Genomic DNA, 24,651 nt, shown 5'->3' with positions numbered 1-24,651 from the left:
CACCCTAAAGGGTGCTCCATTTTAATAAATACAAAAAATAGACATCGGCAACAAGCGGCAAAGCGACTCAAGCTGAAAATAGATGAAATTCAGCGGCGATCCGAATAACGACGATGTGGACTAAACGCACGCTTGATTACTGCCTCAACCTGAAGAATCGCTAAGCGATTTGGGCGCAAGATGTGGTCCTCTCTATGGACAGCGTGCGCTAATATGAATAGAACTGAATGTTCAGGTAATGAACTGGAATTTAAGTGCGTTGGCGGATTATAGCAGAATAATTTTAAAAGTCACGTTTTTTAGTTGGTTTTTCTATTGGGATAGATTTTTATTTGCCTTTCAACTTTAATCACACCAATAAATGTACACCTATTATTCAACAGGTTTTTAACTGTTTAATTCAAAATATCAGCAAGTTAAAACTCAAAGACCAACCCATCGGATCTTATTATTGCTCTAAAATAATTTTCAGAACTTTAATCACCATTCATATCAAAAAAAGTTCACGCTGGATCTGTAAAAATTTCTCCAAAAACAAAAAAGCCCTCAAATTTTGAGGGCTTTTTTAGAAATCTACAAATTATTTTGCAGCATCACCCCAAGCTGGGACAACGGCTTGCATTAATGGTTTTAACATTTTAAGCGAGCATGCAAGCACTTGACCATTGTCAAATGATTCACTACCACCACGCGCATCAACCACAACACCGCCTGCTTCTTTTACAATTAACTCACCCGCAGCGATATCCCACGGTTTTAAGCCTAATTCAAAGAAACCATCAAAACGACCTGCAGCCACATAAGCCAAATCAAGTGCAGCCGAACCGCCACGACGGATTTGCGCACCCGCTTTAGTCACAGCCAATAATGAAGCGAAATGCTGTTCTGCATAAGAAACGACTTCACCATTGCGCTTTGCACGATACGGATGACCGACAGCAAGGAAAGTATTTTCCAAGTTTTCTTTTACATTGACACGAATACGGCGTTGATTCATGACTGCACCGCGACCGCGGCTTGCAGAGAATAATTCATCACGAACTGGATCATAGATCACACCGTGTTGAGTCACACCTTTATGTTGTACAGCAATCGAAATACAGAAATGCGGAAAGCCGTTGATAAAGTTTTGCGTACCATCTAAAGGATCAATCACCCAGCACCAATCTGCATCGTGACCTTTACCTTCTTGCATACCAAACTCTTCACCAAGGAAGCTGTGGTTTTTATAACTTTTACGAAGCGTTTCAATTGTCAATTCTTCCAAGTAACGATCAACACGTGTTACTGGACCATCAATGCCTTTTTCTTCAACTTGTAAATCGAGTTTATGACGATTCTGATGTGCCTTTAAAAGCTCTTGACCAACTGTTTGAGCCGCACGCGCAGCCATAACCACCATAGGTTCCATTGAACACCCACTACAAATTTGAAGATTTTGACAAAGAATAATGCATAAAAGCGCGTATATTCTAGCAAATATAAGCGCTTTTAGGGGAAAAATGTTGCGAAAAATTATTTTCGCTTTTACATGAACTTATAAATTAAAACCAAGCGTGTTCAATTGAAGCCAAAATTCCTTGTCCATCTAAGCCACAATCATGCAACATTTGTTGATGCGTCGCTTGATGTAAGAAGCTATCTGGTAAACCCAGGTTCAAAATCGGCTTAAGAATACGTGCTTGTGCCAGAAATTCATTCACCGCACTGCCCGCACCTGCCATCACCGCATGCTCTTCAACCGTCACAAACAATTGGGTACTTTCAGCAAGATCACGAATAATTTGCTCGTCTAGTGGTTTCACAAAACGCATATTTACCACACGCACACCAATCGCATGCTTATGAGCAAACTGTTCAGCAGCATCAATAGACGCTGCAACACGGCTACCAAAGGCAAGGACACTAATCTGTTGTTCAGCATCTGGATTGAATTCAGCCACGATTTCAGCTTTACCAATGTCTAAAGCAGTCATCTGCTGTTGAATTTCAACACCCGTACCTGCACCACGCGGATAACGTACCGCAGTTGGACCTTTATACAGATACGCGGTATGCAGCATTTGACGACATTCATTTTCGTCTTTAGGCGCCATAATAACCATGTTTGGCACGGTTCTCATGTAGGCATAGTCATACGCACCCGCATGAGTTGGGCCATCTTCACCCACCAAACCTGCACGATCAATACCAAAAGTAACATCTAGATTCTGCAAGGCAACATCATGGATTAATTGATCATAACCACGCTGCAAGAAGGTCGAATAAATCGCAACCACAGGTTTTAGACCTTCACAAGCCATACCTGCTGCCAAAGTCACCGCATGTTGCTCGGCAATGGCCACATCAAAGAAACGCTCAGGGTATTGCTGTGCAAATTTAACCATGCCCGAACCTTCGCACATCGCAGGCGTAATTGCGAGTAAGCGTTCATCTTGCGCTGCTTCATCGCATAGCCATTGTCCGAATACATCTGAATATTTAGGCGGCGATTTTTTTACTGGCGCAGCAGCTGTCGGCGCAATTTTAGTAATCGCATGATAGGTAATCGGATCTGCTTCCGCAGGCGCAAAACCTTTGCCTTTTTTTGTATAAATATGGACTAAGCGAGGGCCTTTACGTTTTTTGAGTGCATGAAAGACTTGTGCAAGCTGTTCTACATCATGCCCGTCAAATGGACCAAAATAATCAAAACCAATTGCTTTAAATAAATTATCAGCGGCATCGGTCGCAGATTGATGTAAGCGCGAATTATAGGTCCACTTTGGATGTGGCTGAACATAGGCTTCACCCTGTTCATTCACATTGACCAATTGACCTGTTTCCCAAATCGCCGCCAAATGCTTGGCAAAACCACCGGTACTACAAGAAATGGACATATCATTGTCATTTAAAACTACGATTAAGTCAGCATCATGTGCAACCGCATCATTCATGGCTTCAAAGGCCATCCCCGCAGTCATTGCACCATCACCTACAATCGCCACCACATCACATGGATCTTTTTGATAACGACGCGCCAATGCCATGCCGAGACCGGCTGAGATGGCTGTCGATGAGTGACCGACACCAAAAGTATCAAATTCAGATTCATCACGCGCAGGGAATGCGGCTAAGCCATCCTTGCTGCGAATGGTGGTAATACGTTCACGGCGACCTGTCAGCACTTTATGCGGGTAAGCTTGATGGCCTACATCCCACACCAAACGATCATCAGGCGTGTTAAAACAATAATGCAAGGCAACCGTCAGTTCGATTACCCCTAAATTTGCACCAAAGTGTCCACCGCTTTGTCCTGCTGCATACAAAATATATTGACGTAACTCATCCGCCACCTGTTCAAGTTGGCTTTGTTCGAGCTGACGTAATTGTTGTGGATGGTCAATTCCATCTAACAATGGCGTAACAGGACGTTGAGTTGGAATTTCGGTATACAACATAATGTGGCAAAGCCTTTTTAAGCCTGGCAAATCCGAAGCTGGGTTAAATGGGGGCAATCATACAATTAAATATGATCTACCTTCAATCAGCCACATGTGCAAATGACGCAGTGCTGAACATTTGCATGTCAATCTTAATGACTGGCTCGCAGATTATCCTGAATTATGTCACTGTTTATCAACCATTATTGTGTGCTTTATATGAAAAAGAAAAACTTATGTGAAAAATCAGAAATTCCAATTCACGCAATCTTCACACATTAAGCTATACTCAGACTGTTTTTATTATCATAGTGAGTTCTCTGTGCCGATTGAATTTATTGCAACATCAAAGCTACCAACCGCTTTTGGTGACTTCAATATTTCCGTGTTTCAAGACCCTGAAACGGGTGAAGAACATGTGGCGCTTTCTAAAGGTTTAGAAACTGCTCCAGATAAGCCCGTACTGGTGCGTATCCACTCCGAATGTTTGACGGGTGATGCTTTTGCTTCGCTTAAATGCGATTGCGGACCACAATTACAGGCGACTCAACGTTTGATTAATGACGCAGGTCAAGGCGTGATTTTATATTTACGTCAGGAAGGTCGTGGCATTGGCTTAACCAATAAAATCCGTGCCTATGCCTTGCAAGATCAAGGTCACGATACCGTTGATGCGAACTTGTTATTGAATCTACCTGCTGATGCGCGTCGCTATGATATGTGCAGTATTATGCTCGATCATCTTCAAGTGAAAGAAGTGAAACTGGTCACCAATAATCCGCTCAAACTGAAGGCGTTGACCGATCTCGGCATTAATGTGGTTGAACGGGTACCGCTGACTGTGGGTCGGAATCCGTTCAATGAACAATATTTAAAAACTAAACGCGAGCGCATGGATCATCTCTATAAAAAAGATGACTTCTGATTCACTTTACAAAACGTTTAAAAATAAGTCGGTTAAGGGATTTTTATTGTAGAAAACAAAAATCCCTTACTTTTTTTATGGATTTTATGTTTTGATATCAATAATTCCTAGATCACTTTAAAAGGATCATCATGCAGCATCCAACTTCAGCTGATATTCAACGTGTTCGTGAGTTTTTACTCGATCTACAGGCACGGATTTGTGCAGGACTAGAGCAACAGGAACGTGCAGGTGGTGGCACCGCTGAGTTTATCATTGATGATTGGCAACGAACCGAAGGTGGCGGTGGCCGCTCTCGTGTTTTGCAAAATGGTGAAGTGATTGAAAAAGGTGGGGTGATGTTTTCCCACATCAACATCAGTAAACTGCCCGCTTCTGCAACAGAACGTCATCCACAAATCGCAGGTGCGAAAGCACAAGCCTTAGGTGTATCGTTAGTCATTCACCCGAAAAATCCAAATATCCCAACTTCTCATGCCAATGTTCGCTTATTTATCGCCGAACCTGAAGGTCAGGATCCTGTGTGGTGGTTTGGTGGTGGTTTTGATTTAACCCCTTTCTATCCCGATGAACAAGACGTTCTCAACTGGCATCAAACCGCATATGACTTATGTCAGCCCTTTGGTGACACGGTTTATGCGGAACATAAGCAATGGTGTGATGACTATTTCTATCTAAAGCATCGTGATGAACAGCGTGGCGTGGGTGGTCTATTCTTTGATGATTTAAATCAATGGGATTTCGAAACCTGCTTTAAATACATTCAAGCCGTGGGTAATGGTTATTTAGCAGCGATCTTGCCAATTTTTGAAAAGCACCGTGAGCAGCCGTATACCGAAGCACAACGTGAGTTCCAACTGTATCGTCGTGGTCGTTATGTCGAATATAACTTGGTTTATGACCGCGGTACTTTGTTTGGCTTACAAACAGGCGGCCGTATTGAATCGATCTTGGTCAGCTTACCTAATCTTGCAGGTTGGTCGTATCGCCCGGAATGGGATGCTGACTCAGCAGAAAAGCGTCTCACCGATTATTATTTAAAGCCACAAGACTGGTTGGGTTTGAAAAGCCAATAAAGTTCAAAATTCTAAAGCACCTGTATCAGGTGCTTTTTTTATCCTTAGAGATTGTCGTATATTTAGCGACACTTAAACGTCCCGATGTTTATGAACAATCAGATCATTTAAAAGTCTTGAGTAAAACTATGACCAAACAATTTGCTGTAATTGGAAATCCGATTGAACAATCCCGCTCACCTGAACTCCATCATGCATTCGCAGCAAAAACTGGGGTCGATCTTCACTATACAAAAATTCTTGCACCCTTAGATGATTTTGAAAATGCTGCCAAAGATTTCTTTGCCCAGAATGGCGTCGGCATGAATGTCACTGTACCGTTTAAAGAACAAGCCTTTGCGCTCTGCGATCAGCTGACCGAACGCGCCAAGATTGCCAAAGCAGTCAATACCTTATGGATGCAAGATGGCAAACTATACGGCGATAATACCGATGGTCAGGGGCTGGTTGCTGCAATTCAGGCTTTAAGTTGGGAACTTAAAGCGAGTCGTATTTTAATTTTAGGTGCAGGTGGTGCGACCCGTGGCGTTATCTACCCTTTGGTGCAGGCAGGTGCAAAACAGATTGTGATTGCCAACCGTACCCTCGCCCGCGCTGAACAACTCGTTAAAGATTTGAAAGATGCTGTCCCACAAACTCAGCTTAAAGCGATTGGCTTAGATCAGTTAACTGGCGAGTTTGATTTTGTCATTAATGCAACCTCTGCCAGCCTAACTGGTGATCCGCTTCAGCTCCCTGAAAATTTAGTATTTCATCATGCTTATGAAATGGCCTATGGCAAACCCTCAAGCTTTCTAGATCAGGCCAAACAACGTCAAGTTCCCTCTACTGATGGTTTTGGGATGCTGGTCGGTCAAGCAATTGAAGCATTTTCGATCTGGAATGGGGTAAAACCAGAGCTAAAAGACTTTTTATAATCATCAAAACACAAAATAAAAAAAACCTGCACTTTGCAGGTTTTTTATAGAAGATAAGGAAATTATTTAACGGTCAGCATCTTCTGATACACCTCTTTAAAAATCTCATAATCAATAAATTCGTTATGTTCGATTTTTAAAGACTGAATTGATTTTTCAGACAGTTTATTCTTACGTGCATCCACATACACTTGCCCTAAGATATTTGCCGTTTGTCCAAGCAAGACTTTTTCCTCACTTGAAGCGCCATTCTCTTGTTCAAACTGGATTTGATATTGCTTAGCAAATAACTGTTGTGGCTGTTTATATTGCGACTGAAGTTTTTTCCACGCCTGACGGTCCTTATCGCCACGCATCGCATCCAGTACAATACGATTCACCGCTTGACCTAATTTGTCATCGAACTGGTCTTCATTTTCAAGATGATGCTTCTTCTGTAAAGCCTCTATATTTTGCAGGGCCTTACCTTCTGGATTATAAACCTCATCATTGGCATACCAATACGCGTATACGCTGGCAATTTCTTGCAGCTCTTGGCTTGAATAACGCTGTACAAGTTGTGGTGTGCTTTCTGTTAATTTCGCAATGAATACAGCTTTATAGGTTGGTTCATAGGCATGCGTTGCATCATAACGTTGCTCAGCAATCACTTTGAGCTGATCATCTAAAGACAAGGTATAGGGTTCTGCTGAACGCTCTTGAACACCCGTCTGACCTAATTTCTCAGAGAAGCTGTTCACTGCTTGTTCCAGCATTGATCCCTTGCTTGTTTCTGCCCAAGTCTTGGCACGTTTCAATTGCGCCTGATCAATTGGTGTCGCTTTGCCATAATTTGAAATCAACATATCGGCTTTGACACTAAAACGTGACTTCAACTCAGATAAGCCATAGTTTAAATCATAGTCTAATTTAACCGCACGACCTTGAGCATCCAGACCGACATCCATGATAAATGGATTACGCTGCTCAACAGGTGGTAAAGCTTTGGCGATATCCGCCTGATGTTTGATCCAAAGTGCTTTAAATGCCTGATCATCAATAAATTGATTTTGATCATATGCAGCAAACTGTTTTTCTACCGTTTGTAGTTTGGCAATATAGTTCAAGAAACCTGATTCTGCTTTCTGCTCACCAAAGACATCAATGTCATACACACTTTGGCAATACTGTGCATCGCCATAGGTCGCTTTTGTTACGCTTTGCAAGGCTGTACATTGCTCTTTGCTTAAACCCACTTCCTCATCATCCGCCATTGCAACTGAAGCCTCAGCATCAGTCACCTGCGCTGCTTGTGTTGCATCTTCCGCCGCATCTGTACTCCCATCAACCGTATCCTCTTCGGTATCCTCAACACCAAAATGCTGATTCACCAGACGATAGAGTTCCTGACTCACGACACTGGCATCATTAGCTGAGTCTTTCTTATCCAATAATGAAGCTGTTTTTGCTGATTTAGACGGGCTCGCAGCATCCACCTCACTGGTAATTAACTTTTCCAGGTTCTCTTCTTTGATATTGAGAACACTTTGCATAAAGTATTTTTCATTGACTTTACTATACAAGTTCGCTTGTAAAATCAGTTCTTCAATCGAACTTTTTAAGCGGATTTTCTCTACGACTCCTGCAGCCTGATCAGCAGAAGAGACCGATAAAGCCTGAATATTATGTGGATCTGCAAGGCGATAATACACGGCACTGGAAGCTTTCACGTATTCAGCAAATTTTTTGTAATCCACTTGCTTGAACAAATGCTGGTATTTAGAAAAATCCAAATAGGCAAGATTATTTTGATTTTCTTTATTGACCAAATATGGCATCAAAGCAAAGTAGTTGATGTAAAACTTATAATTGTTCAAATCAAGCACCATCGGTACTTTCGCCTGAACTAACAAGGTCGGCTTTTCATAACGTGCGGTTAAATTAAAGGATCCAACTTTCTGACGATAATGGACTGAACCATCATATTCAAACTGCATATCATTCAGCACATTGGCCATGATTTCGGTAAATTTATCAGCTTTAGATCGGCCATAACCTTTTTGCTCTTGTGCCAACGCCAGATACAACGCCTGTTTCTGCTGATTGTTTAAATTGACCTTCTGATCCCGTAAATATTGATCTATTTTTTGCTTCACTGCTGCATCTAAAGCTGCATTGTCTCCTTTTGCCTTACTTTTAGTCTGATCAGGCTCTACCTGGATTTTAAATTTTCCACGATAATCATAACTTGGATATTCATACATCGCATTGATGCTATTGATGGCCTTTTGTTCCAGACCTGCCGAAGCTGTATTGGTTTTAATGACATGCTGAGAACATGCTGAGAGACTCAGCCCCATTAAACATAAAGTTAAATATTTTAGACGCATAGCTTTACCAAACACCTTTATATCATTATATTTTCAATTCTAAAATTGAGTAATTTTCACATTTCATTTCAGTTTTAACACCAACAGAAATGTGGTTTTTCTAAGAACTTATCTTCAAGGAAATTCGCTTTTCTGACATTCTTTTCCCTAGTGATTATCAATGTATTTTTATCGCCATTGTGAATAATCAAAGTATCGAAACAGATAATCCAAAATGATTCAAATACAGGATTAAGATTATGCCAGCTTATAAAGCCCCGCTCCGTGATATTCGTTTCTTAATGAACGAAATGTTAGATTATCCAGCACATTATCAAACTTTGACAAGTGGTCAAAATGCGGATGCTGAAACAGTTGATATGATTCTTGAAGGTGCAGCAGATTATTGCGAAAACGTACTTTCACCACTGAATCAATCAGGCGACGAAGAAGGCTGTACCTTTAACAATGGCGAAGTGACCACACCAAAAGGCTTTAAAGAAGCGTATGACCAATTCGTCATGGGTGGTTGGCAAGGTCTTTCTTATCCAGAAGAATTTGGCGGCCAAGGCTTACCAATGTCTTTAAACCTGATCAAATCTGAAATGATGGGAACGGCGAACTGGTCATTCACCATGTACCCGGGTTTGAGCACAGGCTGTATGAACACCATCATGCAGTTCGGTACAGACGAGCAAAAAAATACCTATATGCCTAAACTGGTTGAAGGGACTTGGTCAGGCACAATGTGCTTAACTGAACCGCAATGTGGTACAGACTTAGGCCAAGTTAAAACCAAAGCAGAACCAGAGGCTGATGGTACTTATAAAATCTCAGGAACGAAAATCTTCATCTCTGCAGGTGAGCATGATTTAACTGAGAACATCATCCACATCGTATTGGCTCGTCTTCCAGATGCGCCTGCTGGTACACGTGGTATTTCTTTATTCATCGTACCTAAATTCATCCCGACTGCGGATGGCGGCATCGGTGAACGCAATACCGTTTCTTGTGGTTCAATCGAGCACAAGATGGGGATCAAGGCATCTGCAACTGCCGTGTTGAACTTTGACAATGCCACAGGTTACCTGATCGGTGAAATCAACAAAGGTTTACACGCGATGTTTACCTTTATGAACACTGCACGCATCGGTACCGCAGTTCAAGGTATTGCACACGCTGAACTTTCGTTCCAAGGTGCTCTACCATATGCAAAAGACCGTATGTCTATGCGTGCCCTTTCTGGCAAGAAAGAACCTGAGCGTGTCGGTGATGCAATCATTCACCATGCTGACGTTCGTCGTATGTTATTGACGCAAAAAGCAATTGCTGAAGGTGGCCGTTCAATGATCTATCATGCTGCAAAACTTGCAGACAAAATGACAGATGCATTGGTCAATGGCGATCAAGCAGCGTATGAAGCTTATGATGACAAACTCGGTTTCTACACCCCAATCTTAAAAGGCTTCTTGACTGAGCTTGGCTTAGAAGCAGCCAACCACGGTATGCAAGTATACGGTGGGCATGGCTATATCCGTGAATGGGGTATGGAACAAATTGCACGTGATGCACGTATCTCTACTTTGTATGAAGGCACGACGGGGATTCAGGCACTCGACTTAATTGGCCGTAAAGTTCTACTCAGTTCAAAAGGTAAAGTGGTTCGTGACTACACTGCTGAAATCTTGAAGTTCTGTGCAACGCACGCACGTAACAAGTATCTCCGCCGTTTTGCTTGGGACTTAACCAAGCTTTGCGCACAATGGAATACTTTAACCGTTCGTATCATGCTTGCTGCACGTAAAGACCGTGACATCGTTTCTTCAGCTTCGGTTGATTTCTTGATGTTCTCTGGCTATGTGATGATGGCTTACTTCTGGGCACAACAAGCAGTGGTGGCTTCTGAGAAATTAGAAGCGGGTAACGGTAGCGAAACCCCTGAATTCTATAAAGCAAAAATCAAAGTTGCCGATTTCTACTTCGACCGTTTATTGCCACGTGCACAAGGTCATGCAGAATCTATGGTATCAACCTCTCGTACTTTGACATCACTTGCACCTGAACACTTCAGCTTCGATTACTAATTGCAGCTGCAATAAAAAAGAGCGCTTAATGCGCTCTTTTTTATTAGGAAAATATTATTCCGCTTTCTTAAAAACATAAGCCTGTTTGGGAAATGGGTAGTCTTTAAAGAACTGTCGGTTACGCCCATTATCGCCATTCCAGATTTTATCCAGATCTAAAACCAGATCCTGATTCGGATTAATCTGATAATACAAATTGACGTCCGCAGCATCACAACGAATCATAATTTCATTCAATTCTTTATGCACATGCCACTGCACCTGTTTACAGGTCTGCTCGATTTTGGCAATACTTCGTGATGGGTCTGATCCCAAACGACTGAAACTGGTATTGGTCCAATAAACCGAACCATCCACCATTAAATTCAGAATGTATTCCGCTTCTTTTTCATTATTGACGCAACCTGCAAATGGATCGCTACATGGAATACGCGCATGATAACGCCCCGCATACATGAGGTCTACTTCAGAAGGTTTACTCAAGTTATGTTTACGATCGGCAGAATACGGTAATGTCGCTTGCCCTGCCACTTGAGTGAGTGACACGCCCTGCGCATCAGATTCACTTTGTTCCTGTTCATCTGCAAGCACTTCACTTGCATTACGACTCGGTTGCGTCTGGGCTTGTTGCTTTACTGGGTCTGGATGACGACTATCACACGCAATCAAGCCAAAACTCAATAGAACTCCTACACTAACAAGCTGTAAGAATAACCTGAACTGCATATCCTAAATCTCTAACATCAACATCATGATCGCGTACTTTTCACAAACATCTTCCAAACTCCGGAAAATATAAGGATCATTCAAATATTCGTCTATTCCCCAAAAGGGTAATAACAAATACGATAAGACTGAAATAGCAAATTGAAAAAGCAGTATGCTTTAATTCGGTGCATTTTAGGCGATACTGTTGGTTTTTCCATCACAGATTTACACAACTTAACCAATCTCCCATCTGTTTAAACTTTAAAAAAAACTGTTCGCCCCTATCTCTTAATTAACAGCAACTCATATTGAAACAATTTATTTTTTGCTGCTGTTTCATCAATTTAAGGAGAAAAACTCGATGGCCAATTCTGGTTTATATCGCTCAAACCAACAAAGCATGATCGCTGGTGTAATGGGCGGTATTGCGGAACGATTTGGTTGGAACGCAAATTTATTACGCCTGATCTTTGTTGTGATCTCACTCATGAGCGCAGCTTTCCCAGGTATTTTAGTCTATTTGATTTTATGGTTGGTGATTCCAAAACAGCAGCAAGCGCGTGTTGATCATGTACAAGGTTATAACCAGCCAGTAAAAACCATTTATGAAGACCAAAGCATAAAACGTTAATTTTCTGTTACCTTTTTGGTCGCTACGGTTGAAATTACCCCTAATCCAGCCGTAGCTTTTTTTATCTAAAATTCAGGCTTGACGACTAAGCTGCTGTTGTAAGGCCGCAATCATATCTGCTCGACTCACTATTCCAATCAAGCGTTGTTCGTCTACGACAGGAATGTAGTTAAACGACTTTTCTACAAAGTAAGGGACTAGATCCTGAATCGGCTGCATAGGGCTTACCGTCACGACTTTATGGCTCATGATTTGTCGAACGTAATGCTGCCATGAATTTCGTGGATCTGTTGCACCTTTAAACCATTCCACCACTTCGTATAAAGCCAAAGTTCCAACCAAGTGATCTTCGGCATTGACCACAGGCAAACTCATTAAATTCACTGCCTTAAACTTGTCTAGCGCCTGATAAATATCATCCTGTTCATGCAGTTTAATTACATCACGACTCATAATGTCCTGACAGACAAATGAGTTCACCAGACGTTCATTGGCATGCGTCTGTGCTTCCAGAATAATTTTTTCCAAGTCGTACTGACTAATATCCAACAGTTCTGTGTGACGCTCTAAGGCGTATTCAATATCTTTGGGTTGAATCGAAACTTTCTGGGTCGGTGTTGGATCTTTAGAACGTTCATTCACATGCGCTGTCATTGGATAATGACGCCCGATCAAACGATTAAAAAACACCGCAAACAGTAATAATAAAATTGAGTTCAGCAATACGGGGTACAAGATGAAGTGAAAACCCAATCGATGGACAGCTTCTCCGCCAAGCACTGCGGTGATCGCCACAGCCCCACTCGGTGGATGCAGAGAATCAGTTGTCATCATCACAAAAATCGCCAAGCCCACAGCCACACTAAAGGCACTGGTGAGATCGGGTAAATATTGCGTACACGCGACCCCAATAAACCCAGCCAACGTATTCCCCACAATGACATTCCAAGGCTGCGCCAAAGGACTGTTGGGTAATGCGAATAGCAACACAGAAGAAGCGCCCATCGGCGCGATATACCATGCATTCATACCGCCCAAGACATACCAACTAATCAACGATGAAATCGCCAATCCACACAAAGCCCCGACACCTGAGAGCATCCTCTCTTTTAAAGGCAGGACCTTATAATTTGGTTTGAGAAAATTTAGCCAGTCTGATTGGGTCAAGCTCACAATGCACCTTGCTGGAATCGTGTTGTTTTATTCGATGCAGCAGTATACGCCTACTCAAGCTTAAGGTGTATTTAAATTACAGTTTTAAGTCATGACTAAAACGATTAAATAAGAAAGCTGATCAATTTAAATATTCTTTTAGCTGTTCCAATCGCTCAGCATATTTTTGCATCGGACAAAATTCATACATCGGCGAACCGATATAAGCACCCGCATTACGGCATTCCTGATCCACAAAATTTTTCCAAAGTTGCTGCGATTTCATAATGTCGTTATAACGTTCAGGCTGCTTGTATTCCTGACTCTGTTTCTTAATTTGATCCAATAACTGTACGATCTGTTTGGTATATAAGGTTTTAGTTCTGGTACTACAGATTTCCACCACTGCATTGTTGATGTTACCCAACTTTAATTCTTGAATGGTGTCATCAACACATTGGCTATAGGGATCTGTCACTTTATCCTGCGCTTTGGCCAGTACATTACCACTCAAACAGGTCATTATCAGTAATGCGACTTTAAACATTAATTTTGTCATTGATTGGCTCTTTTGTTTTTTGTCATCTTTTCAAATCATAATCAAAAATTATGCAGATGCTGATTTTTATTCTTCCACATACGGCTGGTCATGGTTGTGAGGCAACCTATTTTGCAAGGATCCAACTAGGCTAAACATATTTTTCATTCAGATAACGCCAATAACGTTTCGGCAGATATTGCACATGCAATTTGATATTTTGCCGTTCTTTAATATTGATACTCTGAAAATAATCCTTCCAAAGCTGATCATATAAGATCTCTTGTTCATCCAACTCTAACTGAAAACTTTGGCTACCGCCTTTTTGCAGATTGCGATCAATCTTATCAGCATCCATAAAGACCTCATGAATCTGCTTGAGGTCGTAATAAAGACCATAGTTACGCTGCTCATCATAAATCAGCCAACGCTGATCCTGATATCGACGTTTAAAATGTGGCTGAATCAAAGGCAACACATTAAAATCGGGACGGACTAAACTCAAAAATAACCCATCTGTGCTTTTCTTAAAACGCACAAAAGCCTCCATCCGATGCTTTTCGCGCCCAACTTTTTTGGTCCATTGCGAAATCGCCAACACACTTGGATGTAAATAGTCTTTTTCAACCGAATAGGACTGCTGAAATACATAGATGCAATAATTAAAAAGATGCTGATAAGCCTCCAGTGACTCAGACAATGAGGCAAAATAAATCTGCTTTAGCGCAGCTGGGGAAAGCTTTTGCTGTAAGGCAGACCACACCCGTTGGGCATGTTGCTCATGATTGGACACATCAATAACCTCGGAAAATAAACCATGTTGTGTCTCACCCAATAAACAAAGTTGCACCTCAAACTCTTTGAACTGAAAAGCGCGAAATACACAACTCAACAACCCCAGCATTGAGCCATCAAAACAATAATTGAGTTTCTGATTCAACATCACTAAAACCCCAAACTCAACTGCGGAGAAAGTGGTTTGATATATTTAGATGAACCTTGGGTTAAAATTTGCTGACGAATAAAACCAGAAGAAAGTTCCTTCTGGAAACGTGGACTGTCTTCACAACGAATAAAATATTGTGCACGTGAATAGGCCACACCCAATTGCTTTAATAGGTCGATGTGGATTTTGCCAAAACGACGTGCCTGTACAATTTTCTTAGCTGATTTCACCCCGATACCCGGCACGCGTAAAATCATAAGGTAATCAGCTCGATTTAAATCCACAGGAAACTGTTCAGGATGCCGCAATGCCCAACTGAGTTTTGGGTCAACGTCCAAATCCAAATGTGGGAATCGTTCATTCACGATTTCATTGACCTGAAAACCATAAAAACGCATCAACCAATCACTCTGATACAGTCGATTTTCTCGTAACAAAGGCGGTGCAGAGCCAACCGCAGGTAGATAATTATTCTCGGTATTAATCGGGATATAGCCTGAGAAATAAACCCGTTTTAATTTAAATTCTTTATAGTGCCGATCTGCCATAAACAGCACATCTTGATCGGTTTCCTGATGTGCACCCACCACCATTTGTGTGGTCTGCCCTGCTGGGACATATTTTGGCACATGCTTGATAATCTGGCGTTCATCTTTGAGTTGAATCAAGCGATCCCGAACCAGCCCCAAATCTTTTTGTACTTCTTGATGTGATTTTTCAGGTGCAAAGGTTTTAAGACCAACTTCTGTGGGCATTTCTAAATTAATACTCATCCGATCGGCATACAGACCTGCTTCATGAATCAATTCAGGGGAGGCACCCGGAATGGTTTTAAGATGAATATAGCCATTAAAGTTTTCTTCTAGGCGTAGTTTTTTCACCACTTGAAGCATGCGCTCCATGGTGTAGTCTGCGGATTTAAAAATACCTGAACTGAGAAACAGCCCTTCGATATAGTTACGTCGATAGAAATTAATGGTCAGGTCAACCACTTCCTGTACCGTAAATGCCGCCCGTTTGACATCATTGGAACGGCGTGACACACAATAGGCGCAGTCAAAAATACAGACATTACTGAACAGGATTTTCAGCAGAGAAACACAGCGTCCATCTTCGGTATAGCTATGGCAAATCCCTGCCCGACTTGCGTCGCCTAGACCTTTGTCTTTATTTTTACGGTCACTGCCACTGGAAGAACAGGACACATCATATTTGGCAGCGTCCGCTAAAATTTGCAGCTTTTCACGAATGCGATCAGACATTTCAAACGACCTGAAGAAAACAGAGAATATCGTTTTAAAATTAGCATTTCAAAGTTGTGAAATTAAGAGCATGTGAGATGCAATACGTCATGGGGTGACGTGAGGATTTTCCTCTTCAGTACAGATTGTTGATTTCAAGGGAATATAATCTATCTATAATAAAATGAAGAAAACTTTATCTCTTCCATCTCATGTACAATTTTTTATCTTTATTGCCGAGCTTATTTTTAACCTTCCTACTAGCCGCCTGTAACTCTAAAAATGAGCCCGAATTCATCGAAGTAAAGACTTTTCAATCCACTCAAAGCCCATATTTTATAAAAGCATTTACTTTAATTAAATATGACAGAACATGTTTTTTACAGACATCAGCAATTCTTGAAGATGGAAATGAAATCAATAAAAACTGGGGGTTCATGGAGGGTAAGGCATTTTTAGTCGATGATAATACACCGAGAAATCCATCCATAACCCCCTCTCAAAGTTCAACTGCCGATCAACAGATAGAAGAATACATTCAACAAATGAAAATTAACCAAGAAATTACCTATATGAAAGGTTTGCTCTCTGCCAAAAGTAGAAATGAATGCGGAATAAAATAACTTTTTTTTATTTCTGATCAGAACTTGTGAGTGAAGCGCTCGAAGCCTTTGCCACCCACCACCAAAATCCTTATACTTAAGCACAATTTTTGTTTGATTCCAGTGGATGCACCATGAGTCGTGCTATATCGCATATTGATACCTTTCAGGGCTTGATTCTTGCCCTACAAAACTATTGGGCGGAGCAAGGCTGCGTCGTATTACAACCATATGATATGGAAATGGGCGCAGGTACTTTTCACACTGCGACCTTCTTACGTGCATTGGGGCCAGAAACTTGGAACGCGGCTTATGTTCAACCATCACGTCGTCCGAAAGACGGTCGTTATGGCGAGAACCCGAACCGTTTACAACACTACTATCAGTTCCAAGTGGTACTTAAGCCAAACCCAGACAATATCCAACAGCTTTATCTCGATTCATTAAAAGCAATCGGGATTGATACCCTCACTCACGACATTCGTTTCGTAGAAGACAACTGGGAATCTCCAACACTTGGCGCATGGGGCTTAGGTTGGGAAGTTTGGTTAAATGGTATGGAGGTGACTCAGTTCACTTACTTCCAGCAAGTGGGTGGTATTGAATGTTACCCAGTCACAGGTGAGATCACTTACGGCTTAGAACGTCTGGCAATGTACCTTCAAGGGGTAGACTCAGTTTACGATCTGGTTTGGACCAAAGGTCAATTCGGTACCGTAACCTATGGTGATGTATTCCATCAAAACGAAGTTGAGCAATCAACCTATAACTTCGAATACGCACCAGTCGATAAAATGTTTGAATTGTTCGACTTCTACGAAGCTGAAGCCTCTCGTTTAATCGAAGCTGAACTACCACTTCCTGCATACGAGCAAGTGATCAAAGCATCACATTGCTTTAACTTGCTGGATGCACGTGGTGCGATTTCGGTAACTGAACGTCAACGTTATATTTTACGTGTGCGTACTTTGGCGCGTTCAATTGCACAAAGTTATGTGGCTGCACGCGCGAAACTCGGTTTCCCAATGGCAGAACCACATTTACGTGATGAAGTATTGGCTCAACTTAAAGCACAAGTTGAAGCAGAAGCAGCCCAAGCTGAAAAAGCGAAGGAGAATAAATAATGACTCAACATACAGTTTTATTCGAACTTGGCTGTGAAGAACTTCCACCAAAAAGCTTAAAGACTTTGCGTGACGCACTCAAAGCAGAAACTGAAAAAGGCTTAAAAGAGGCAGGCTTAAACTTCGCTTCTATCGAAGCCTATGCTGCGCCACGTCGTTTAGCATTGAAAATTGTTGATATCGATGCGGCTCAAGCAGACACACAAAAACGTTTTGATGGTCCAGCTGTACAAGCGGCTTATGATGCTGAAGGCAAACCGACCAAAGCACTTGAAGGCTTTATGCGTGGTCAAGGCATTACCGTTGACCAGCTTTCGACGTTCCAAGCTGGTAAAGTTGAAAAAGTATGCTTCCTAAAAGATGTCAAAGGTCAAAGCCTTGATGTTTTATTGCCACAAATTTTACAGACTGCATTGGATAACTTACCTATCGCAAAACGTATGCGTTCAGCGGCAAGCCGTACTGAATTCGTACGTCCAGTAAAATGGGTGGTATTGCTGAAAGATGATCAAGTGGTTGAAGCAACCATTCAAGATCACAAAGCAGGTAATGTGACTTATGGTCATCGTTTCCATGCACCTGAAGCCGTGACTTTGGCGCATGCAAATGACTATTTAGCAACTTTAGAACAAGCCTATGTGGTTGCGAACTTCGAAAAGCGTCAAGCAACGATTCAAGCACAAGTCAAAACTTTGACAGATGAAGTCAATGCGACTGCCATTGTGCCAGCAGACTTGCTTGATGAAGTCACCAGTCTGGTTGAATGGCCTGTTGCTCTACGTGCAACTTTCGAAGAGCGTTATTTAGCCGTTCCTCAAGAAGCCTTGATTACCACCATGCAGGATAACCAAAAGTATTTCTGCTTAATCAATGCCGAAGGTAAATTACAGCCTTACTTCATTACCATTTCAAATATTGAGTCTAAAGATCCGATTCAAATTATTGAAGGGAATGAGAAAGTTGTACGTCCTCGTTTGTCTGATGCTGAATTCTTCTTCTTGCAAGACCAAAAGCAACCGCTTGCGTCTCGTAAAGAAAAATTAGCCAACATGGTGTTCCAAGCTCAATTAGGTACGCTATGGGATAAATCAGAACGTATTGCGAAACTGGCTGTGGCATTATCTCCAATTACGGGTGCAAATGTTGCTGATGCTGAGAAAGCAGCATTACTTGCTAAATGTGACTTAACCTCTGAACTTGTGGGTGAATTCCCAGAACTTCAAGGGATTGCAGGCACGTACTATGCACGCCTTGAAGGTGAAAACGCTGAGGTTGCCGAAGCTTTAGGTGAGCAGTATTTACCGAAATTTGCTGGTGATGTATTGCCGCAAACCAAGACAGGTACCACCATTGCCCTTGCAGATCGTTTAGATACATTGGTCGGTATTTTCGGTATTGGCCAAGCGCCAACAGGTTCAAAAGATCCATTTGCATTACGTCGTTCTGCAATCGGTATCTTGCGTTTAATCATCGAAAATGAACTCGATGTGACGATTGAAGAATTGGTGAACTTTGCCTTACAAGGTTATGGCGATGTGGTTAAAGATCATGACAAGACACGTGCGGATGCAGTGGCTTTCCTTGAAGGTCGTTACCGTGCCAAATATGAAGACCAAGGCGTTGCGGTTGATGTAATTCAAGCGGTTCAAGCGCTTGCACCAAAATCTCCACTTGATTTTGACAAGCGTGTCACTGCGGTCAACCATTTCCGTACTTTGCCAGAAGCGGCTGCATTGGCTGCGGCAAATAAACGTGTTGCCAATATTCTTGCCAAAGAAGCGACACCAGAAGGTGCTGTGGTTGAAGCCAATCTGGTTGAAGCTGCTGAAAAAGCACTTTATGCAGAGTTGTCTACGCTCACGCCTGTGGTTCAGCCTTTACTTGCTGCACGTAACTACACCGAAGCATTGTCTAAGCTTGCTGCGCTTCGTGCACCGATTGATGCCTTCTTTGAAGGCGTGATGGTGATGGCAGATGATGCAGAATTAAAAGCCAATCGTTTACGTTTACTCGCTCAATTACGTGATTTATTCACTGCGATTGCGGATGTAAGTGTATTGCAGGGTTAAAGCTAAACATTTGAAGAATGGAATAGACCCTGCTATAAAATAGTGGGGTTTATTTTCGGCTATTTAGTTGACGGCTTTTCTAAACGTGGCGGACACAGCAGATTTTGGTTCATTATTCATCTAATCTCTCCTGAGGATTCTAACGCTCACATCATAGCTGCAGTCATATGCATGTGCTTACGTTTACTAGACAATTCAAGGAAGCTTATCAATTAGCATTCCCTTATATTTATCATCATCACAAACCGCAATTGCCTCTTTCAGTATTTCGACATAGTTTTCATCACCACGTCCTTTTAGAATATCGCTCTGGAGTTCTAAAAATGATGATTTATATTGAACATTATCAGTCTTTAAGTAATTAATAGCCGCCTCTATATTTAACAAAGAATCAGGAAACTTATCTAAGTTAAACTGGGCTTTTGAGAGCCAATAAAGAACAAATGGATCTTCATTATTCTCCTCAAATAGAGCCAAACTATTTTTTTCCGATGTTTCATGCTCACAAGCTCTACAATAAATTTCTGCAATACGTCGCTTATCAAACGCATTTTTATTTCCAATATGATCGTAATATTCCAGTGCCAAGAAGAACATTGGTTTAGCTTTTTCCATACATTGCGACTCATACACTTTCCCTGCTTGCAGATATAAATTCGCAATAGATCTTTTCGCATAATCATCCTTCATACCTCTAGCATTGGGTAGTGATAAGGATCCAAATAGATCTAAAAATTCCTCTGGCTTTTGGAAAGACCAGTTCTGTGAAAACACTGAAAACGCTCTATAAGCTTGGTCATATCCATATGACATAGATTCCTTTATTAACTCAGAAACAGTTCTTGAAAATCTGTTATTAAACTCTGATCTAAAAGTAGATAACTGCTTACGAGAAAGAAGCTCAAAAGTAGCCAAATACACAGATATAGAAGCTTTATTATCCTGAGAATTAGGTGAATCTAGAATCGACTCGATTAAATCTTTTGCCCCATCTGAGTCATTTTCTTTTATAAGTATTCTCGCGAGTTGAAGTTGCGCTTCTCGAAGATGGGTTTCTTGACTGCTCAGCTCTGAAAAAATAATTTTAGCCTGACATTTACTTTCTTCATCATTTATCCAGAGCAAGGCTTTTGCTTTATGGTGTTTAATAATTGCCTTTAGGCTTGCATCAACAAATTCCAAGCTAACTAGCTCATCATAAATTGAAAGGCTCGTTTTAAGAAAGGCTTGAGCTTTCTCCCAAGAGTTTTCTCCTTCTCCATCTCTCGTCACCCTATATAACACTTCGATAGTTTCAAGAATTAGTGAAGCCTTAATGCTCACACTTTGATTGTTACAAGCACCACGAATAGAGTCTAGCTGTTCATCCAAATTTTGCAGACAGGTGATTTCTACATCTGCGGGATTTCTTGAAATAATATGAGAATATTGAAGAATCTCAGTTTTATTTTCTTTTAGTAAATAGCTAATTAGCTCTTCATGTCTACATGAGACCTTAAGAAAACTCGACCAATCTTTTTCTCTTTTGTCTGTCAAATAATCTGACATCTCATTCGAAATATCAAAGTCATCCAGATTTATATGACCTAAAATCTCATAAACAATATCGTGTATCTTCAGCAGGTCACGAGATGCTTGGGTTAATACTGCTGACCTTTTTAACTTTGATATTCCGATTGGTCTAATCGCTGACTTTGCAAAAGATGAATCAATTTGCTTCCCTCGACAGCTCCGAATGAAGCTAAGTTCATTTTTATAAGCCTCACCAAGGTGCCCAAGAAGACGTTCCGCTAATAGCTTATTTTTATCATCTGAATATTGATGAATAGAATCACAATCTAGCCGTATATCTTCCCATTCATATTCGCCACTTATTAAGTTTGCGTTCATAAGGGAATATACAAGCGGGTAGCCGCCTATTAATTCGTAAAGCAATGCGAAAATCTCATCTGGACACGCAGTGCCAATATTGTTCTCAAGTATTTGTCTTGCAGAATTTTCGTCCAACAATGGAAGATTATAATCAGATGAAAAATGAACTTCTCTTCTTGTAGCTATAATTACAGAATTGTTACTACATATCCCTTCCAGTTCTTCAGTTGAAGAATTTATTGATAGATTGTCCAATATCAACAAACATCTACGACTCTTAATTATTCCAAGCAAATTTAAAATATGACTATTGCGGTATAGATCCCAAGCGCCTAAGTCTTCTAATCGCTCAACGCTTGATGCATCCAACCAAATTACAATTTCAAAATCATCCTTTATCTTATGAGCTATGGAGTTTGCCAAACTAGACTTTCCGCTTCCACCTAGGCCGGAAATTACTATAGATTCTCCACTTTGTAGTCGTTCAACTAATGGATCTTCAATTTCTTCTCTGGATACATACTTATCAAACTTTTGCGGTAAAGAAAGGTTTAGTATCGACTCATTACGAATTTGCCTTAGATATGGCAAATAGTAACTAAGGCGCCCAATGTCCGATTCATCGAATAGCATTTCATCAATTATGTACTCTGAGATCATTCTGGAATCCCAAACTATAATTTCAAAATTTAAGTGCTTCTTAATGCGGGCTGCTCTCTTATTCAAAAGAGTCTGCATTTTGGGTCTACAACTACTGCTTCCAAGCAAGAGTAATTTAGTTAAAGAACCTTTGTAATGATTGAATGAGTGTTTTATGTCTTTCTTTATCTTTTTTAAGTTACTGAAATAGTCTTTCTCGGAACTGTATTCTGTTACCACAGACGCATCTGTGGATACACTGTCTACAATATGCCCTACTGGTGCACCGTCAACATTAGTGCCTTTATTTATCATTTCATAGTCTGAAAAGTAATGATCCGAAATGATATAGCCAAAACGTTCAAAGTTATTCCCTGCAAGAGAACCAGAAATTTCTTCACTTAACCTAGCAATATAAGAGTTTCGTACTTCTTGTTTCATTTTACTTCCATTCTCAGAAGGAACTACCTACAGCACATAACGCCGCATTCAGCGGCTTGTCCGCTGCAATACCTTGTCAGGCCAAGCCCTTTCCTCTCCACAATTGCTGATCTACAAACAAGTATCGCATGCTCGAATCAATGAGATAGCGCATTTCTCGTTTCGCGGGATTTATCGCTCCTTCTCTGAGCATCATCAAGATCATAATCGCTGACATGAAATAATCATCAATATGACTAAGCGAAAGAGAGTTATCTCGGAAATCAATGCCTCGGCTGCAATACATTAAACATGACTTAATATCTTTTATGAAGTCGAAAGTAACCACTTCTAGAACTCTGATACTCATCGGATTCGAGATGTTTCTTATGCTCAATGATTTTAGCCTCACGCTCAGATTGGATCTTGGAGAGCATGTCTGTATATCATCCATACTTGATCCTTAAGTAGGCCTAACTACTTTTATGCGGCAGAAGTGACACATAAGATTCCAAATCCTGCCTCATAAGATACCTATTCTGATTTAAAATAAAATGTGAAGATATTGATTTGTATTGAATTAAAACTAGCATGAGGAAAACAAGGCGTCAACGATCATAAAATGTCAGATTAGCAACCCAATCTTCTTGATTTGATCAGGGGGCGAATATGCTACAAACATATGAGCTATCAAACTGGGGATAGGCAGAATATTTACGCACTGTATCAATTTCATATCACCCCCACTCTTTTCTTCTACCAAACGATAAGATATAAAATCTCGATTGCGGCACTATCGCGGAAAGGACAGATAAGATGATGAATAAAGTACAACTATTATGTTTAACCACTGCACTGGCGGCATCGTCTTCTCTCTGGGCAGCAGAGACAACCAGCACAACAGCGAATGCACCCAATGCTGTGCCTGAAAAAGCCATGCCCTATGGCGATAACCCAAGTCTAGGTCGTATCCTGCTCTATAAAACAGGTAAAGGTATGCAGAATTTAGGTGATTCAATCCAAGGCGCATCGGATAACACCTCGCAAAAGATGAGTGAAAAATGGAAAAGCACCAAAGAATACTCAGCTGAACAAGCTGAAATCGTGCAAGAGCAAACCGAAAAAGCCAAGCAATACACGGCTAAGAAATGGCAAGACACCAAAGATGCTGTCGTAGGGACCAATGAGGGTAATGTCCCGATTGAACGTGCTGAACTCAGTCAGTCCTCAAAAAACTAAATACCAAGGCCTCGATAACGTAGAGGCTTTTTTATTTCTTCAAATTTAATCCAACATCAACGAACTTGAGCCCTGTCCAATACCACTACATAAAAACGGCACAATATGGATTTGAAAAAATAAGCCTTAAATTTACAGTGCTTACTCAAAACATTCATTGAATTTCACGGACTTTGCCGACACACTCAAACGCATAAATTCATAGGATCGGAATTTTTGCATATGACCCAACACCCTCTCAAAACCAGTCTACTTTGCTGCGTCAGTGCAATCAGTTTTACTGCTTGTTCGACACTTTCTACCCAGAGCAACATCACCCAGCCCTTACAACAAGTGAAAAATATTGGTGCGACACCCTCAACGCAAGGTAATATTGCAAAATTAATCAAACATGATCATCACTGTCTGATCGAATTTACCGGCTATTTCGAGGGGGGTCAGGCAGTTGAACATTGGGTCTTTAATCAACATGGGTTAATTTCAGCAAACTCTACAACGCAATACTATAAAGATAAAATGCTTGGCCAACCGGCAATCGCAACCGCCTTTGATGTACAAGATGCGACTGCTCAAGCCAATTTTCAAAAACTACAAAGTAATTTTAGCACCAGTAACCTAGCACAGTGCCATTAACTAAAAAAACGCGTTGCATCTATCTCTAGCTGCAACGCGTTATGGCTTTTAAACTATTTTAGATC

Annotated in this window: 19 protein-coding genes; 10 read left to right on the top strand and 9 right to left on the bottom strand. The window is 41.1% G+C overall.

What is annotated here, in order from left to right:
- Positions 1 to 580: 580 nt before the first annotated feature.
- Together F907_RS13950 and dxs are read right to left on the bottom strand one after the other, a co-directional pair.
- Complete coding sequence (locus tag F907_RS13950) at positions 581 to 1,411, bottom strand: inositol monophosphatase family protein (RefSeq protein WP_016651505.1); 831 nt, start codon at positions 1,409 to 1,411, stop codon at positions 581 to 583.
- A 133-nt stretch (positions 1,412 to 1,544) separates the two neighbouring features.
- On the bottom strand, positions 1,545 to 3,440 hold the full coding sequence (gene dxs, locus F907_RS13955) for a 1-deoxy-D-xylulose-5-phosphate synthase (protein WP_016651504.1): 1,896 nt from the start codon (positions 3,438 to 3,440) through the stop codon (positions 1,545 to 1,547).
- Positions 3,441 to 3,744: 304 nt separating this feature from the next.
- Here dxs and ribA point away from each other — a divergent pair, with 304 nt between their 5' ends.
- The 3 genes from ribA to aroE all read left to right on the top strand — a co-directional run bounded on the left by ribA (position 3,745) and on the right by aroE (position 6,340).
- Positions 3,745 to 4,347, top strand: coding sequence for a GTP cyclohydrolase II (ribA, locus tag F907_RS13960; protein ID WP_005276022.1), 603 nt, complete (start codon positions 3,745 to 3,747; stop codon positions 4,345 to 4,347).
- A gap of 131 nt (positions 4,348 to 4,478) precedes the next feature.
- On the top strand, positions 4,479 to 5,423 hold the full coding sequence (gene hemF, locus F907_RS13965) for an oxygen-dependent coproporphyrinogen oxidase (RefSeq protein WP_016651503.1): 945 nt from the start codon (positions 4,479 to 4,481) through the stop codon (positions 5,421 to 5,423).
- A 128-nt stretch (positions 5,424 to 5,551) separates the two neighbouring features.
- Positions 5,552 to 6,340: a shikimate dehydrogenase gene (gene aroE, locus F907_RS13970; RefSeq protein WP_032861793.1), complete on the top strand. Its 789-nt coding sequence runs from the start codon at positions 5,552 to 5,554 to the stop codon at positions 6,338 to 6,340.
- A 62-nt stretch (positions 6,341 to 6,402) separates the two neighbouring features.
- On the opposite strand, the gene F907_RS13975 is transcribed toward aroE, so the two are convergent.
- Positions 6,403 to 8,709 (bottom strand): hypothetical protein, encoded by a 2,307-nt coding sequence (locus tag F907_RS13975; protein WP_016651501.1) that lies wholly within the window; start codon positions 8,707 to 8,709, stop codon positions 6,403 to 6,405.
- 239 nt (positions 8,710 to 8,948) lie between these two features.
- Here F907_RS13975 and F907_RS13980 point away from each other — a divergent pair, with 239 nt between their 5' ends.
- On the top strand, positions 8,949 to 10,772 hold the full coding sequence (locus F907_RS13980) for an acyl-CoA dehydrogenase C-terminal domain-containing protein (protein WP_016651500.1): 1,824 nt from the start codon (positions 8,949 to 8,951) through the stop codon (positions 10,770 to 10,772).
- Between the two features lie 54 nt (positions 10,773 to 10,826).
- On the opposite strand, the gene F907_RS13985 is transcribed toward F907_RS13980, so the two are convergent.
- Positions 10,827 to 11,498 (bottom strand): hypothetical protein, encoded by a 672-nt coding sequence (locus tag F907_RS13985; protein ID WP_016651499.1) that lies wholly within the window; start codon positions 11,496 to 11,498, stop codon positions 10,827 to 10,829.
- 343 nt (positions 11,499 to 11,841) lie between these two features.
- On the opposite strand from F907_RS13985, the gene F907_RS13990 reads away from it, so the two are divergent.
- A complete protein-coding gene (locus F907_RS13990) occupies positions 11,842 to 12,111 on the top strand; it encodes a PspC domain-containing protein (RefSeq protein WP_005276002.1) in 270 nt (89 codons plus the stop codon).
- 72 nt (positions 12,112 to 12,183) lie between these two features.
- Here F907_RS13990 and F907_RS13995 read toward each other — a convergent pair whose 3' ends face one another.
- From F907_RS13995 to F907_RS14010, 4 genes are all read right to left on the bottom strand, one after another.
- Positions 12,184 to 13,284: an HPP family protein gene (locus tag F907_RS13995; RefSeq protein WP_016651498.1), complete on the bottom strand. Its 1,101-nt coding sequence runs from the start codon at positions 13,282 to 13,284 to the stop codon at positions 12,184 to 12,186.
- Between the two features lie 121 nt (positions 13,285 to 13,405).
- Entirely contained in the window at positions 13,406 to 13,822 is a 417-nt protein-coding gene (locus F907_RS14000) for a lysozyme inhibitor LprI family protein (RefSeq protein ID WP_016651497.1), read from the bottom strand.
- A 130-nt stretch (positions 13,823 to 13,952) separates the two neighbouring features.
- Positions 13,953 to 14,744, bottom strand: coding sequence for a TIGR03915 family putative DNA repair protein (locus F907_RS14005; RefSeq protein WP_005275993.1), 792 nt, complete (start codon positions 14,742 to 14,744; stop codon positions 13,953 to 13,955).
- A gap of 2 nt (positions 14,745 to 14,746) precedes the next feature.
- Positions 14,747 to 16,009, bottom strand: a complete 1,263-nt coding sequence (locus tag F907_RS14010) for a putative DNA modification/repair radical SAM protein (RefSeq protein WP_016651496.1) — start codon at positions 16,007 to 16,009, stop codon at positions 14,747 to 14,749.
- A 191-nt stretch (positions 16,010 to 16,200) separates the two neighbouring features.
- Between F907_RS14010 and F907_RS14015 the strand changes: the two genes are divergently transcribed.
- The 3 genes from F907_RS14015 to glyS all read left to right on the top strand — a co-directional run bounded on the left by F907_RS14015 (position 16,201) and on the right by glyS (position 19,783).
- Complete coding sequence (locus tag F907_RS14015) at positions 16,201 to 16,611, top strand: hypothetical protein (protein ID WP_016651495.1); 411 nt, start codon at positions 16,201 to 16,203, stop codon at positions 16,609 to 16,611.
- A gap of 113 nt (positions 16,612 to 16,724) precedes the next feature.
- Positions 16,725 to 17,714, top strand: coding sequence for a glycine--tRNA ligase subunit alpha (gene glyQ, locus F907_RS14020; protein ID WP_004775941.1), 990 nt, complete (start codon positions 16,725 to 16,727; stop codon positions 17,712 to 17,714).
- Positions 17,714 to 19,783, top strand: a complete 2,070-nt coding sequence (gene glyS, locus F907_RS14025; protein WP_016651494.1) for a glycine--tRNA ligase subunit beta — start codon at positions 17,714 to 17,716, stop codon at positions 19,781 to 19,783. Before glyQ ends, glyS begins: the two co-directional genes overlap by 1 nt.
- 195 nt (positions 19,784 to 19,978) lie before the next feature.
- Here glyS and F907_RS14030 read toward each other — a convergent pair whose 3' ends face one another.
- Positions 19,979 to 22,735 carry an NB-ARC domain-containing protein gene (locus tag F907_RS14030; protein WP_016651493.1) on the bottom strand — a complete coding sequence of 919 codons (2,757 nt, stop codon included), beginning with the start codon at positions 22,733 to 22,735 and terminating at the stop codon, positions 19,979 to 19,981.
- 795 nt (positions 22,736 to 23,530) lie between these two features.
- On the opposite strand from F907_RS14030, the gene F907_RS14035 reads away from it, so the two are divergent.
- Both F907_RS14035 and F907_RS14040 read left to right on the top strand, forming a co-directional pair.
- Positions 23,531 to 23,953: a hypothetical protein gene (locus F907_RS14035; protein ID WP_016651492.1), complete on the top strand. Its 423-nt coding sequence runs from the start codon at positions 23,531 to 23,533 to the stop codon at positions 23,951 to 23,953.
- A 222-nt stretch (positions 23,954 to 24,175) separates the two neighbouring features.
- Positions 24,176 to 24,586: a hypothetical protein gene (locus F907_RS14040; protein WP_016651491.1), complete on the top strand. Its 411-nt coding sequence runs from the start codon at positions 24,176 to 24,178 to the stop codon at positions 24,584 to 24,586.
- Positions 24,587 to 24,651: the final 65 nt, after the last annotated feature.

The organism is Acinetobacter colistiniresistens (genome assembly GCF_000413935.1).
In the GTDB taxonomy this organism is placed as follows: Bacteria; Pseudomonadota; Gammaproteobacteria; order Pseudomonadales; family Moraxellaceae; genus Acinetobacter; species Acinetobacter colistiniresistens.
This window is presented reverse-complemented; position numbering and strand designations above follow the sequence as displayed.

Coding starts and splice junctions, on each gene's coding strand:
- F907_RS13950 (WP_016651505.1), bottom strand. CDS start 1,411: ATGGAACCTATGGTGGTTATGGCTGCGCGTGCGGCTCAAACAGTTGGT.
- dxs (WP_016651504.1), bottom strand. CDS start 3,440: ATGTTGTATACCGAAATTCCAACTCAACGTCCTGTTACGCCATTGTTA.
- hemF (WP_016651503.1), top strand. CDS start 4,479: ATGCAGCATCCAACTTCAGCTGATATTCAACGTGTTCGTGAGTTTTTA.
- aroE (WP_032861793.1), top strand. CDS start 5,552: ATGACCAAACAATTTGCTGTAATTGGAAATCCGATTGAACAATCCCGC.
- F907_RS13975 (WP_016651501.1), bottom strand. CDS start 8,709: ATGCGTCTAAAATATTTAACTTTATGTTTAATGGGGCTGAGTCTCTCA.
- F907_RS13980 (WP_016651500.1), top strand. CDS start 8,949: ATGCCAGCTTATAAAGCCCCGCTCCGTGATATTCGTTTCTTAATGAAC.
- F907_RS13985 (WP_016651499.1), bottom strand. CDS start 11,498: ATGCAGTTCAGGTTATTCTTACAGCTTGTTAGTGTAGGAGTTCTATTG.
- F907_RS13990 (WP_005276002.1), top strand. CDS start 11,842: ATGGCCAATTCTGGTTTATATCGCTCAAACCAACAAAGCATGATCGCT.
- F907_RS14000 (WP_016651497.1), bottom strand. CDS start 13,822: ATGACAAAATTAATGTTTAAAGTCGCATTACTGATAATGACCTGTTTG.
- F907_RS14005 (WP_005275993.1), bottom strand. CDS start 14,744: ATGTTGAATCAGAAACTCAATTATTGTTTTGATGGCTCAATGCTGGGG.
- F907_RS14010 (WP_016651496.1), bottom strand. CDS start 16,009: ATGTCTGATCGCATTCGTGAAAAGCTGCAAATTTTAGCGGACGCTGCC.
- F907_RS14015 (WP_016651495.1), top strand. CDS start 16,201: ATGTACAATTTTTTATCTTTATTGCCGAGCTTATTTTTAACCTTCCTA.
- glyQ (WP_004775941.1), top strand. CDS start 16,725: ATGAGTCGTGCTATATCGCATATTGATACCTTTCAGGGCTTGATTCTT.
- glyS (WP_016651494.1), top strand. CDS start 17,714: ATGACTCAACATACAGTTTTATTCGAACTTGGCTGTGAAGAACTTCCA.
- F907_RS14030 (WP_016651493.1), bottom strand. CDS start 22,735: ATGAAACAAGAAGTACGAAACTCTTATATTGCTAGGTTAAGTGAAGAA.
- F907_RS14035 (WP_016651492.1), top strand. CDS start 23,531: ATGATGAATAAAGTACAACTATTATGTTTAACCACTGCACTGGCGGCA.
- F907_RS14040 (WP_016651491.1), top strand. CDS start 24,176: ATGACCCAACACCCTCTCAAAACCAGTCTACTTTGCTGCGTCAGTGCA.